Here is a 12,569-nt window from a genome sequence, read left to right as displayed (position 1 = left end):
CCCCGGGCCGGCTCGAACGCGTCCGCTTCAGGTCACCCGGAACGGCGACTGCGCGGCATGGAAGGCCGGTGCGTAGTGGTGTTCGTGGATGCGCACGCGCTGTTGCAGCAGGGCGATCTCGTCCAGGCGCTCGCGCACCCAGGACGCGCGCAATTCGGCGCCGTTGGCGTCCGGGTGGCGGACCTCGCGGTAGGCGCAGAAGTCGCGGTAGTCCTCGGCCTCCTCGGCGAAGGCGGGCCAGGCCAGTTCGATCAGCAGCACGTCGTCGAGCAGGCCCAGCAGCGGGATCCGGTCCGGGATCAGGTCGTCGCCGTTGTCGACATAGGCCAGCAGCTTGTCCAGGCGCGCGCGTACCGCCGGCGCGCAGTCCCAGTCGGGATCGGCCAGCATGGCGCGCAGCTCCTGCAGACGCTGCAGGCGTTGATCGACCACCGCGCGCGCTGCTTCCTTCGGCATCGCGCTCAGCCATACGGCCAGGCGCTGCAGGCGGGTGGCGTCGACGCGCGCGGCATCGGGATGGAGTTCGTGGACCAGGGCGTCGAAGGCGGCGATCGCCGCCGGCGTGACCGCCATGGCCGGTTCCAGCGACACCACCGGGGCGGTGTCGGACTCGAACGGCAGGGGCTGCGGGGTCGGGGTCGGATGGGGCATGCGCATGGAGCACCTCCGGTTCCGGCCATGGGGGCGGGGCGTCGGGCACGGCCGGTGTGCGTCGACCCTCATCCTTAGGGATGCCGCGGCAGCATGCGTGGTTGCTCAGCATGGGCGCGCCTGCGGAAAGTCGCCGTGACGTAGGACAGGTCCAGCCTGTTCAGCCGACAGGCGGTCTTCACACGCGCTCGCGCGCTGGTCTTTCCCTTGCGCAAAGGGTGACGGCGCGCGTTTACGAACCGCGGGTTCGGGTGCGACCGAACGCCCGCGGGCGGTGCCCGCGGGCCGGGCGAAGGGAGGCGATTGGCTGTCGCTGCCGGCGCAGGCGTTCGGCAGGGCTCAGGGCACGTCGGTCACCAGCGCCGCGCGCACCGGCGCGAAGCTGCGGCGGTGCTGCGGGCAGGGGCCGTGCGTGGCCAGCGCGGCCAGGTGCGCGGGCGTGCCGTAGCCCTTGTGTTCGTCGAAACCGTATTGCGGCCACTGCGCATGCAGCTCGCGCATGTGGCGGTCGCGCGAGACCTTGGCCAGGATCGAGGCGGCCATGATCGCGCGATCGCGCGCGTCGCCGCCGATCAGGGCCTCGGCCGGGCAGGGCAGGCCGCGCGGCAGGGCGTTGCCGTCGATGCGCGCCAGTTCCGCTGCGTGCGCGACCGCTTCGACCGCGCGCCGCATGCCGGCCATGGTGGCCTGGAAGATGTTGATGCGGTCGATTTCCTCGACCTCGACGTAGACCACGCTCCAGGCCAGCGCGCGTTCGACGATGCGCGCGTACAGCGCTTCGCGGCGCTCGGCGCTGAGCTGCTTGGAATCGTCCAGGCCGTTGACCGGCGTGCGTCCCGGGCCCAGCACCACCGCGGCCACCACCACCGGGCCGGCGAGCGGGCCGCGCCCGGCCTCGTCGACGCCGGCGATGCGCTGGGCGCCGCGGGCCAGGCTCAGGTCGAGCGCGAGTTGGCCGCCGGCCTTAGCCATGGCCGGTCGGCAGCAGATCGGCGACCGCGTCGGCGGCGCGTGCGGAGGCGTCGCGACGCAGGCTGAGGTGGATCTGTTCGAAACGCGCCGGCAGCGCGCTCGCGCGCTCGCGGTCGCGCAGCAGCGCGAGCGTGGCCTCGGCCAGTTTCTCGGGCGTGCAGTCGGCCTGCATCAGTTCCGGCACCACGCGCTCGCCGGCGAGCACGTTGGGCAGCGAATAGGTGTCGGTCTTGAGCAGGCCGAAGGTCTTGACCAGGGTGTAGGTCAGCGGCGCGATCTTGTAGGCGACCACCATCGGGCGCTTGGCCAGCATCGCCTCCAGGGTGGCGGTGCCGGAGGCCAGCAGGACCACGTCGCAGGCCGTCATCACCGTGCGCGCGCCGCCGTCGGTGACGTGCAACGCGGGGCGCAGGACCGCCGCGTCGGGGTGCGCGGCCAGCACGCGCTCGAATGCGGCACGCGCCTGCGCGTTGGCCATCGGCGCGACGATGCTCAAGCGTGGTTCGGCCGCGCGCAGACGCGCCGCGGCGGCCAGGAAGTCGCCGCTGAGGCGTTCGACCTCGCCGACCCGCGAACCCGGCAGCAGCGCCAGCACCGGCGCCTCGTCGTCCAGGCCCAGGCACATGCGGGCGTCGTCGCGATCGGGGTGCAGGGGCATCTCATCGGCCAGCGGGTGGCCGACGAAGCGCGCATCGACGCCGTGGCGTTCGTAGATCGCCGGCTCCATCGGAAACAGGCACAGCACGCGATCGGCCGACTGCCCGATCTTTTCCGCGCGTTTCTCGCGCCAGGCCCAGACCGAGGGACTCACGTAGTGCACGGTCTTCACCCCGCGCTGCTTGAGCCAGCGCTCCACGCCCAGATTGAAATCCGGCGCGTCGATGCCGATGAACACGTCGGGTTTCCAGTCCAGCACGCGCTTGCGCAGCTCGCTGCGCAGGCGCAGCAGCCGCGGCAGATGCTTGAGCACTTCGACCAGGCCCATCACCGCCAATTCGGAGGCGTCGTACCAGGCGTCCAGGCCGGCGGCCTGCATCTGCTCGCCGCCGATGCCGACGAACAGCGCACCCGGGTGACGGCGCTTGAGTTCGGCGATCAGTCCGGCGCCCAGCAGGTCGCCCGAAGCCTCGCCCGCGACCAGGGCGATGCGCAGCGCGGGCGGCGGCGGGGCCGGGAAGATGTCGTCGATGACGGCGGCGGGGGCGGTGGCGTTCATCGGGCGAGTGGCGCTCCAGTTTCGTGCTCGCAGGTCGCGCGGTCGAACGGGTCGCGCGCTGCGGGCGTCGGCTCGGGGGCTGAGCTGCCGGCATTGTGCCCTGCCGCGCGGCCATCGTCGTCCTCTTGGGTCACATCCTGCCAAAGCGCGTGATGGCGGTCCGGTTCGAGGCGGTGGCGGCTCACGGGGCGATGGGCGCGGGCGATGCGGTGGCTAGCGGCCGGAAAGGGCGTTGGGTGACGGGCGTGTGCGGGCGCGTCGGTCGCGGACGGAGGTTGGGCTTGCATGGCCTGCGCCTTCGTTCGGCCGCATGACGTGCCGGTAGGGCCGCGTCACGGGATGGGCGGCTACGCCGACGTGGAGCCGAGCCCGCTTTGGCGGGCATGACGAATCGAGTAGAGCGGCGGCAGCTTGGAGCCGCTATCGGTGCGACGTCGCAAGCGATCCAGGCCAGCGCGTGGCCGACCGTTGTGACATCCAGAGCGGCCGCGGCCGCCGTGCGAGCGCCGCGACAGCCTCAGCGCAGCAGCGGGCGCTCGCCGGCGTCGATGAAGGCCAGCAGCGCGCGCACGTCGTCGCTGTCGCCGGCCAGGGCGATCAGCTTGCCGCGCGCTTCTTCCAGCGAGGTGCCGGACATGTACAGGGCGCGGTAGGCGCGCTTGATCGCGGCGATGCGTTCGGCGTCGAAACCGCGGCGCTTGAGGCCTTCGCTGTTGATGCCGCGCGGGCGGCCGTAGCCGTCCTGCGCCACCATCACGAACGGCGGCACGTCGCCGTTGACGAAGGCGCCCATGCCTATGAAGGCATGCGCGCCGATGCGGCAGAACTGATGGATGCCGGCGAAGCCGCTCAGGATCACGTGATCGCCGACCTCGACGTGGCCGGCCAGGGTCGCGTTGTTGGAGAACACGCACTGGTTGCCGACCGCGCAGTCGTGGGCGACGTGGACGTAGGCCAGCAGCCAGTTGTCGTCGCCGATGCGGGTGGTGCCGCCGCCGTTGCCGGTGCCGCGGTTGACGGTGACGAACTCGCGGAAGGTGTTGCGGTCGCCGATCACCAGTTCGGTGCGCTCGCCGGCGAACTTCTTGTCCTGCGGTTCGCCGCCGATCGCGCACTGGCCGATGAAGCGGTTGTCGCGGCCGATCCGGGTCGGGCCGCGGATCACGCAATGCGGCCCAATTTCGGTGCCGTCGCCGATCTCGACCTCGTCGCCGATGTAGCTGAAGGCGCCCACGCGCACGCCGGCGCCGAGCTTGGCGCCCGGCTCGATCACCGCGCTGGAGTGGATCAGATCGCTCATGCGTACGCTCAGGCCTTGGACTCGGCGCAGACGATTTCGGCGCAGGCGACCTGCTCGCCGTCGACGCGGGCGATGCCGGTGTAGATGGCGACGTTGCGGATCACGCGCTTGACGGTCACGTCCAGTTCCAGGCGGTCGCCGGGGACGACCATCTTGACGAACTTGGCGCCGTCGATCTTGACCAGGTAGAACAGGCGCCCGTCGGCGCTGGACTGGGTCGACAGCTGGGTCAGGATGCCGCCGGCCTGGGCCAGGGCCTCGACCACCAGCACGCCCGGCATCACCGGGTGACCGGGGAAGTGGCCGTTGAAGAAGGGTTCGTTCGCGGTCACGTTCTTGTAGGCCAGCACGCGCTTGTGCGGCTCGAACTCGACCACGCGGTCGACCAGCAGGAAGGGGTAGCGGTGCGGCAGCAGGTGCTGGATCGCGGGCACGTCGATCGGGAGTTGCACGGGTTGGCTCATTTCGGTTCCTTGTCGGCAGCCGCCACCCGCCGTGCGAGCGCGTCGAGCTGCTTGAAGCGGGCGGCGTTCTTACGCCAGCTGCGATTGTCCATCAACGGGGTGCCCGAGGAATACTCGCCGGGCTCGCGAATCGAGCTGGTCACCAGGCTCATGGCGGTGACCGTGACCCGGTCGCAGATCTCCAGGTGGCCCAGCACGCCGGCGGCGCCGCCGATCATGCAGTAGCGGCCGATGCGGGCGCTGCCGGCCACGGCCGAGCAGCCGGCCATGGCGCTGTGGGCGCCGATATGGACGTTGTGGCCGATCTGGATCTGGTTGTCGAGGCGGACGTCGTCTTCGAGCACGGTGTCCTCGATCGCGCCGCGATCGATGGTGGTGTTGGCGCCGATTTCGCAATCGTCGCCGACCGACACGCCGCCCAGCTGCGGCACCTTGATCCAGTGCGGCTCGCTGTCGGGCAGGCGCTCGAAGGCCAGGCCGAAGCCGTCGGCGCCGAGCACCGCGCCGGGGTGCACCAGGACGCGCCGGCCCAGGCGCACGCGGGTGACCAGGGTGACCCGCGCGACCAGTTCGCTGCCGGCGCCGACCACGCAGTCGTCGCCGATCACGCAACCGGGACCGAGGCTGGCGCCGGATTCGATGCGGCTGCGCGCGCCGATGCTGACGAAGGCGCCGATGTGGGCGTCGTCGGCGATCTGGGCGCTGGGGTCGATCGCGGCGGAAGGGTGAATGCCGGCCTCGCGCAGCGGGCGCGGCTCGAACAGCGCGGCCAGGTGGGCGAAGGCGACGTAGGGATCGCGCGCGATCAGGGCGGTGCCGGCGTAGCCCTGCGCGTCGTCCTCGCGCATCACCACCACGCCGGCGTCGCTGTCGGCGAGCTGGCCGCGGTACTTGGGATTGGCCAGGAACGCGAGCTGGTCGGCGCGCGCGCGCGCCAGCGTGCCGACGCCGCGCACGCGCGCCTCGCCGTCGCCGCGCAGGCCGAGCGCGAAACGCTCGGCCAGTTCGCGGGCGGTGTAATCGGGCGTCAACACGGGGCGCCGGGCGCGACCGCCGCCGTCAGAACGTGCCGCCGAAGGTGAACTGCAGGCGCTCGAGCTCGTCGCCTTCCTTGATCTTCTGTCCGGAGGCGTTGAACACAGCGTCCTCCTTGCGCAGCGGGAAGGCGTAGCTGATCGAGATCGGGCCCATCGGCGAACGCCACATCAGCGAGATGCCGGTGGACGCGCGCAGGTCGCCGGCGTCGAATTCGTCGTAGTTCTTGTAGACGTTGCCGACGTCGATGAAGGCCGAGACGCGCGCCTGCGGCGTGTCCAGCAGGGTCGGGAAGTACATTTCCAGCGAGCCGACGGTCTTGAACGAGCCGCCGATGGGCTGGGTGAAGGTGCTGCCCGGCGTCGCGCCTTCGCGCGGGCCCAGGGTGTTGTCGGTGAAGCCGCGCACCGAGCGCACGCCGCCGGCGTAGAAGTTCTCGAAGAACGGCAGGCCGTCGGCGGTGACCGTGCGGCCGGTCAGCGGACCGGCGCCGTCCGGATCCGGGATCACCCGCGTGACCGCGTCGCCGTAGCTGTCGCCGTAGCCGAGTTCGGCGCGGGTGTTGAGCACGAAGTGGCGCGAGATCGGCCAGAACTTGGAGATGTTGTAGTTGAGCTTGTAGTACTCGACGGTCGAGCCGGGCAGGGTCATTTCCAGCCAGACGCGCTGCTGCAGGCCGCGGGTCGGGGTCAGCAGATTGTCCAGCGAGTTGCGCGACCAGCCGAACTCCGCGCGCCAGGCGTGGAAGGTGCGCGTGCCCAGCGCATCGATGTAGTCGACCAGGCTGAAGGCGGTGCCGCCGCGCGTGGTCAGGATCTCGTTGCTGTCGATGCCGAACATTGCCGAGACGGTGTCGGTCTCGGTGATCGGCAGGCCCAGCACGACCTGCGCCGCGCCGCTGGTGGTGGAGTACTGGGCGGTGTTGTAGTCGGAGTTGTCGAACTCGCGCCACCACAGGTTGTAGCCCAGCGACATGCCGTCGTCGGTGAAGTAGGGGTTGGTGTACGAGAAGTCGTAACGCTGCAGGTAGTCGTTGCGGCTGGCCTGCACGGACACGCGGTTGCCGCTGCCCAGGAAGTTGGCCTGCGACAGCTGGATCTGCGTGGTCAGGCCGGTCAGCTGGGAGAAGCCCAGGCCGAACACGAAGCTGCCCGAGGTGGTTTCCTTGACGTTGTAGACCACGTCGACCTGATCGTTGCTGCCCTGCACCGGCTGGGTCTCGACGTCGACGGTCTCGAAGTAGCCCAGGCCCTGCAGACGGATCTTGGAACGGTCGATCGCGGCCTGCGAGTACCAGCTGCCTTCGAACTGGCGCATTTCGCGGCGCATCACTTCGTCGGCGGTGCGGGTGTTGCCCTTGAACACCACGCGGCGCACGTTGACGCGCGGGCCCGGCACGACCTGCATGTTGATGGCCACGGTCTTGCCTTCGCGGTCCACGTCCGGAATCGGATTGACCTGCGCGAACGCGTAACCGACGTTGCCGAGGGTGGCCACGATCGCGTCGGAGCTGATCTCGAGCAGGCGGCGCGAGAAGATCTGGTCGGGCTTGACGATCACCAGGCGCTCGATCTGGTCCTTCGGCAGCACGGTGTCGCCGGTGACCTCGACCTTGGTGACCTTGTACTGCTCGCCCTCGTTGACGCCGGCGGTGATGAACATGTCCTGGCGGTCGGGGCTGATCGCGACCTGGGTCGACTCGATGTTGAAGTCGACGTAGCCGCGATCGAGGTAATAGTTGTTGAGCTTCTCGAGGTCGCCCGAGAGCTTCTCGCGCGAGTACTGGTCGTCGCGGCGGTACCAGCTGAGCCAGTTGTGCTCGCGCGACTCCCAACCGCCGACGATGTCTTCCTGGGCGAACTTCTCGTTGCCGACCAGATTGATGTGGCGGATCTTGGCGGCCTTGCCTTCCTTGACCGTGATGGTCAGGTCGACGCGGTTGCGGTCCAGGCGCGCCACCGTCGGGGTGATCTCGACGTTGTACTTGCCGCGGTTGTTGTACTGCTTGGTGAGCTCCTGGGTGACCTTGTCCAGGGCCAGGCGGTCGAAGGTGTCGCCTTCGGCCAGGCCGGCTTCCTTCAGGCCGCGCAGCAGGTCTTCGCTCTTGATGTCCTTGTTGCCGGTCAGGGTCAGCTTGTTGATCGCCGGACGCTCGGTCACGGTGACCACGACGATGGTGCCCTGACGGCCGATCTGCACGTCCTCGAAGAAGCCGGTCTTGTACAGCGCGCGGATCGCGTCGCCGGCCTTGGCGCCGTCCATGGTGTCGCCGCGCTCGATCGGCAGGTAGGTGAACACCGTACCGGCGGAGATGCGCTGCAGGCCGTCGACGCGGATGTCGCTGACGGTGAACGAACCCGGCGCCGGGGCCGGCGCGCCGGGTAGCGCGAACGGGTCGGCCGACTGCGCCAACGCTGGAGCTGCCGCGGCCGAGGTCAGCGCCGAGGCGAGGGCGAGGGCGAGCATGCGGCGAGGAGGGGTTCGCGTCATCATTACGTCCGGTTGGGGTTCGTTGACGCCCGTAACGGGGCGCCGGTTCGAGGCTTCGAGCGATCGAGGCATCGGGTCGATAGGCAGGGCCGGCATCAGCGCACCAGGTTGTTCACGATGTCGTTGTAGAACGCCAAACCCATCAGGCTGACGATCAACGCCAGGCCGACATACTGGCCGGCGGCCATAACGCGCTCGCTGACCGGGCTGCCCTTGACCAGCTCGATAAGGTAATACAGCAGGTGACCGCCGTCCAAGATCGGGATCGGGAGCAGGTTCAGGATTCCCAGGCTCAGCGACAGCAGGGCCAGCATCTGCAGGTACCACGCCGGACCGTGCTGGGCATGGTCGTTGGCGGCTCGGGCGATGGTGATCGGGCCGGCGACGGTGTTCTGCACCGATAGACGGCCGCTGAACGCACGTCCGATCATCGCCACCATGTCCTGGGTCTGACGGCCCATTTCGCGGAACGCGGCGGGGATGGCGTCGATCGGGCCGTAGCGCAGCACCGCATCGGGTTGCGGCTCGCCCTTGGCCACTTCCAGGCCCAGCAGCCATTGCTGCTTGCCGGTTTCGGGATTCTTGGTCTGCAGCGGGGTCAGCGGGAACGCCAGGCGGTCGCCGCCGCGCTGCACTTCGATCATGGCCTCGCCGCCGCGCTTGCCCAGCGCGTCGACCAGGCCGCCGATGTCGCCCCAGGAGGCGACCGGTTCGCCGTCGATCGCGGTCACGCGGTCGCCTTCGGCGAGCACGCCCCAGGCCGGACGATCGGGCAGCACGCGGCCGATCACCGCCGGCGTCAGCTGATGGCGCCAGATCAGGCCGGTGTGGTTGAGCAACTGGCGTTCGTCGATATCGGCCGGCAGCTTGGACAGGCGCAGGGTGCGGGTGGCCTCGCGGCCGTCCTCGCCGCGCACCTGCACCGGCACGTCGCTGCGGTCCAGCGCCGCCGACAGCAGGGCCAGGGCGGCTTCGCTGGTGGTGGGGGTGGCGCGGTCGCCGACCGCGACGATGATGTCGCCGCGGCTCAGGCCCGACTGCGCGGCCAGGCCCTCGACCTTGCCGACCGCGGGCGCGAAGTCGGGGCGGCCGATCACGAACATCAGCCAGAACAGCGCCACGCACAGGATCAGGTTGGCGATCGGGCCGGCGGCCACGATCGCGATGCGCTTGAACACGCTCTGCCGATTGAAGGCCTGCGCGACCTCGGCCGGATCGACGTCGCCCTCGCGCTCGTCGAGCATCTTGACGTAGCCGCCCAACGGAATCGCGGCGATCGCGAACTCGGTGCCGTCGCGGTTGCGGCGCATCCACAGCGGCTTGCCGAAGCCGACCGAGAAGCGCAGCACCTTGACCCCGCTGCGGCGCGCGACCCAGTAATGGCCGAACTCGTGGAAGGTCACGAGCACGCCCAGGCTGACCAGCAGCCACCAGACCGAGCCGATGAATTCGCTCATGGGAGTTCCACTCTTGGGGTCAGGCCCATGCGCTACGCCTTGTCATCGATGGCTTGCGCGGCGTACCGGCGCGCCTGCGCATCGGCATCGCGCAGGACCGCCAGCGAGGTCGCCGGGGTGGAGGGGAGCGCGGCGAGGGTATCCTCGACCAGCGCCGGTATCGCTAGGAAACCGATACGCCGCTGAAGAAACGCTGAAACCGCCACTTCGTTGGCGGCGTTCAACACCGCCGGGGCGGTGCCGCCCGCGCTCAGGGCCGCGAAGGCCAGGCCCAGGCAGGGGAAGGCGTCCAGGTCCGGCGCTTCGAAATCCAGCCGCCCCTGCGCCAGCAGGTCCAGTCCGGCCACGCCCGAGGCGATCCGCTCCGGCCAGCCGAAGCCCACCGCCAGCGCGGTGCGCATGTCGGGCAGGCCGAGCTGGGCCAGGGTCGAGCCGTCGACGAATTCGACCAGCGAATGGACCAGGCTCTGCGGATGCACCAGCACCTGGATGCGCTCGCCGGACACGCCGAACAGGTGGTGGGCCTCGATCACTTCCAGGCCCTTGTTCATCAGCGTGGCCGAGTCGACCGAGATCTTCGGGCCCATCGACCACTTCGGATGCGCGACCGCCTGTTCCGGCGTGACCTCGGCCAGGGACGCGCGATCGCGGCCGCGGAACGGGCCGCCCGAGGCGGTGAGCAGGATGCGCGCGAGCCCGGCGTGCGCGTGCGCGTCGGGCAGGCATTGGAAGATCGCGTTGTGCTCGCTGTCGATCGGCACGATGGTGGTGCCGGCCTCGTGCGCGGCGCGCATCAGCAGCTCGCCGGCCAGCACCAGCGATTCCTTGTTGGCCAGCAGCAGGCGCTTGCCGGCGCGCGCCGCGGCGAGCGTGGAATCCAGGCCGGCCGCGCCGACGATGGCCGCGACCACGGTGTCGCAGGCGTCGCCGGAGACCAGCGCGACCAGGGCTTCGTCGCCGCAGTGCGCCTGGGTGTCCAGGCCGCGCGCGCGCAGACCGTCGCGCAGCGCCGGATAGCAGGCCGCATCGGCGATCACCGCGTGCGCGGGGCGGTGGCGCTCGCACAGCGCCAGCAATTGTTCGACCCGGCCGCCGGCCGCGAGCACGCTCGCGCGCAGGCGCTCGGGATGGCGCGCGATCACGTCCAGGGCCGAAGTGCCGATGGAACCGGTCGCGCCGAGGACGGCGATGTGCTGCATGTTCAGAAGTCCAGCACGGCCTTGCCGAGCGCGAAAACCGGCAGCGCCGCGAGCACGCCGTCGACGCGATCGAGGATGCCGCCGTGGCCGGGGATGAGATGACCGGAATCCTTGACCCCGGCATGGCGCTTGAGCAGGCTCTCGAACAGGTCGCCGACCACCGAGAACAGTACCGCCACGAACGCGACCAGGGCCACCGCCGGCAGTTGGCCGGGTTGGGCGCCGGCGAAGCTGGCGAAGGCGATGCCGACCGCGACGCCGGCGAGCACGCCGCCGACCAGGCCTTCGACGGTCTTGTTGGGGCTGACCCGCGGCGCCAGCTTCAAGCGGCCGAACTTGCGCCCGGCGAAATAGGCGCCGCTGTCGGCGGCCCACACGATCGCCAAGGCGGTCAGCAGCCAGCGGTGGCCGTTGGGCTGGCCGGCGTGGATCCAGGCCAGCGCGCACCAGGCCGGGATCACGCTCAGCGCGCCGGCGGCGAGCTTGAACGCGCGCGCATAGGACTCGTGATTGCTCGCGAATTGATAACGCTGCAGCCAAAGCAGGGCCAGCAGCCACCAGATCACGCCGACCAGCGAGGCGATCTTGAACAGCACCATCGACGGCACGCCGGCGATCTCGGGCGCGCCCGAGCGCGAGGCCCAGACGATCGCCACCATCAGCGCCAGGTTGGCCGCCAGCAGCACGGTGCGCGACAGGGTGTCTTCGATTTCGGCCAGGTCGAACCACTCCCACAGCCCGATCAGGAACAGCACCGCGGCCAGCGCCATCACCCAGGGGGTGGGCAACAGCAGGATCGCCGCGATCGCGATCGGGGCCATCACCAACGCGGCGAGCAGGCGGGTTCGGGTCATTCAGCGGTCTCGTCGGTGTCGTGGGTGCGCGCGGCGATCTGCGCGCCGGTCAGGCCGTAGCGGCGTTCCCGGCCGGCGAAGTCGTCCAGGGCGCGCTGGAGTGTGGCCGCATCCAGTTCCGGCCACAACGCATCGGTGAACCACAATTCGGTGTAGGCCAGCTGCCAGAGCAGGAAATTGCTGATCCGGGTGTCGCCGCCGGTGCGGATGAACAGGTCCGGCGCCGGCAGCTCGGCCAGGGCCATGCGCGCGCCCAGGGCGGCCTCGTCGATGTCCTCCGGCGCCAGCCGGCCGGCGGCCACGTCCTGGGCCAGCGAACGCGCGGCCTGGGCGATGTCCCAGCGCCCGCCGTAGCTGGCGGCCACGGTCAGGTGCAGGACGTCGTTGGCGAGGGTCTGGCGCTCGGCCGCGGCCATGCGCTCGCGGATCGGCGCGGCGAAGCGCTCGCGCTCGCCGATGAAGCGCACCCGCACGCCGCGCCGGTCGAGCTCGTCGACCTCGCGTTCCAGGGCGTTGAGGAACAGCTTCATCAGGGCGCCGACCTCGTCCTCGGGCCGGCCCCAGTTCTCGCTGGAGAAGGCGAACAGGGTGAGGGCGCGGATCCCGCGCGCGATGCAGAAATCGATGCAGACGTCGACCGCGCGCGCGCCGGCGCGGTGGCCGATCATGCGCGGGCGGCGGCGACGCTCGGCCCAACGGCCGTTGCCGTCCATGATGACGGCGAGGTGGCGCGGGACGCGCGGCGCGGCGTGGGCGGGATCGGAAGGCATGGAGCCGGCGGCGGGACCTGGGTGCGGGTTCAAGTAAGCGGGTTCGGGGCGGCGGCGCGGTGCGCCGTCGCGGACCCGGCGGGCCGGGCCTGCCCGAGCAGGTCAGTAGCGGACCGGCGGCGCCGGCGAAAGTTCGATGCCGGCCGGATCGCGCCCGCCTG

General features: G+C 70.4%; 10 protein-coding genes and 1 pseudogene. All 11 read right to left on the bottom strand.

Annotated elements, in window-relative coordinates; all coding sequences use genetic code 11:
* Nucleotides 1-27: 27 nt before the first annotated feature.
* Nucleotides 28-657, bottom strand: coding sequence for a DUF1232 domain-containing protein (locus tag BMZ45_RS00555; protein WP_091631316.1), 630 nt, complete (start codon nucleotides 655-657; stop codon nucleotides 28-30).
* A 351-nt stretch (nucleotides 658-1,008) separates the two neighbouring features.
* A pseudogene (gene rnhB / locus BMZ45_RS00550) lies at nucleotides 1,009-1,623 on the bottom strand (ribonuclease HII); the annotation flags it as partial.
* Nucleotides 1,616-2,839: a lipid-A-disaccharide synthase gene (gene lpxB / locus BMZ45_RS00545; protein ID WP_091631313.1), complete on the bottom strand. Its 1,224-nt coding sequence runs from the start codon at nucleotides 2,837-2,839 to the stop codon at nucleotides 1,616-1,618. The gene lpxB and the pseudogene rnhB, both read right to left, overlap by 8 nt.
* A gap of 517 nt (nucleotides 2,840-3,356) precedes the next feature.
* Complete coding sequence (gene lpxA / locus BMZ45_RS00540; protein WP_091631311.1) at nucleotides 3,357-4,139, bottom strand: acyl-ACP--UDP-N-acetylglucosamine O-acyltransferase; 783 nt, start codon at nucleotides 4,137-4,139, stop codon at nucleotides 3,357-3,359.
* A gap of 8 nt (nucleotides 4,140-4,147) precedes the next feature.
* A complete protein-coding gene (fabZ, locus tag BMZ45_RS00535; protein ID WP_091631310.1) occupies nucleotides 4,148-4,603 on the bottom strand; it encodes a 3-hydroxyacyl-ACP dehydratase FabZ in 456 nt (151 codons plus the stop codon).
* Nucleotides 4,600-5,637 (bottom strand): UDP-3-O-(3-hydroxymyristoyl)glucosamine N-acyltransferase, encoded by a 1,038-nt coding sequence (lpxD, locus tag BMZ45_RS00530; protein ID WP_091631308.1) that lies wholly within the window; start codon nucleotides 5,635-5,637, stop codon nucleotides 4,600-4,602. The genes fabZ and lpxD overlap by 4 nt, the downstream gene beginning before the upstream one ends.
* A gap of 25 nt (nucleotides 5,638-5,662) precedes the next feature.
* On the bottom strand, nucleotides 5,663-8,128 hold the full coding sequence (gene bamA / locus BMZ45_RS00525; RefSeq protein WP_091633905.1) for an outer membrane protein assembly factor BamA: 2,466 nt from the start codon (nucleotides 8,126-8,128) through the stop codon (nucleotides 5,663-5,665).
* A gap of 95 nt (nucleotides 8,129-8,223) precedes the next feature.
* On the bottom strand, nucleotides 8,224-9,585 hold the full coding sequence (gene rseP / locus BMZ45_RS00520; protein ID WP_091631307.1) for an RIP metalloprotease RseP: 1,362 nt from the start codon (nucleotides 9,583-9,585) through the stop codon (nucleotides 8,224-8,226).
* Between the two features lie 32 nt (nucleotides 9,586-9,617).
* Nucleotides 9,618-10,784, bottom strand: coding sequence for a 1-deoxy-D-xylulose-5-phosphate reductoisomerase (locus BMZ45_RS00515; RefSeq protein WP_091631305.1), 1,167 nt, complete (start codon nucleotides 10,782-10,784; stop codon nucleotides 9,618-9,620).
* A 2-nt stretch (nucleotides 10,785-10,786) separates the two neighbouring features.
* A complete protein-coding gene (locus tag BMZ45_RS00510; protein ID WP_091631304.1) occupies nucleotides 10,787-11,638 on the bottom strand; it encodes a phosphatidate cytidylyltransferase in 852 nt (283 codons plus the stop codon).
* The gene (uppS, locus tag BMZ45_RS00505; RefSeq protein WP_091631302.1) at nucleotides 11,635-12,408 is read right to left on the bottom strand and encodes a polyprenyl diphosphate synthase; all 774 of its coding nucleotides are present in this window, start codon (nucleotides 12,406-12,408) and stop codon (nucleotides 11,635-11,637) included. The genes BMZ45_RS00510 and uppS overlap by 4 nt, the downstream gene beginning before the upstream one ends.
* Nucleotides 12,409-12,569 lie beyond the last annotated feature (161 nt).

The organism is Lysobacter sp. cf310, assembly GCF_900114355.1.
In the GTDB taxonomy this organism is placed as follows: domain Bacteria; phylum Pseudomonadota; class Gammaproteobacteria; order Xanthomonadales; family Xanthomonadaceae; genus Lysobacter.
This window is presented reverse-complemented; position numbering and strand designations above follow the sequence as displayed.

Excerpts from the sequence above, each read along its gene's own strand:
- BMZ45_RS00555 (WP_091631316.1), bottom strand. The coding sequence starts at position 657 with ATGCGCATGCCCCATCCGACCCCGACCCCGCAGCCCCTGCCGTTCGAG.
- rseP (WP_091631307.1), bottom strand. The coding sequence starts at position 9,585 with ATGAGCGAATTCATCGGCTCGGTCTGGTGGCTGCTGGTCAGCCTGGGC.
- BMZ45_RS00515 (WP_091631305.1), bottom strand. The coding sequence starts at position 10,784 with ATGCAGCACATCGCCGTCCTCGGCGCGACCGGTTCCATCGGCACTTCG.
- BMZ45_RS00510 (WP_091631304.1), bottom strand. The coding sequence starts at position 11,638 with ATGACCCGAACCCGCCTGCTCGCCGCGTTGGTGATGGCCCCGATCGCG.
- lpxA (WP_091631311.1), bottom strand. The coding sequence starts at position 4,139 with ATGAGCGATCTGATCCACTCCAGCGCGGTGATCGAGCCGGGCGCCAAG.
- lpxB (WP_091631313.1), bottom strand. The coding sequence starts at position 2,839 with ATGAACGCCACCGCCCCCGCCGCCGTCATCGACGACATCTTCCCGGCC.
- uppS (WP_091631302.1), bottom strand. The coding sequence starts at position 12,408 with ATGCCTTCCGATCCCGCCCACGCCGCGCCGCGCGTCCCGCGCCACCTC.
- bamA (WP_091633905.1), bottom strand. The coding sequence starts at position 8,128 with ATGACGCGAACCCCTCCTCGCCGCATGCTCGCCCTCGCCCTCGCCTCG.
- fabZ (WP_091631310.1), bottom strand. The coding sequence starts at position 4,603 with ATGAGCCAACCCGTGCAACTCCCGATCGACGTGCCCGCGATCCAGCAC.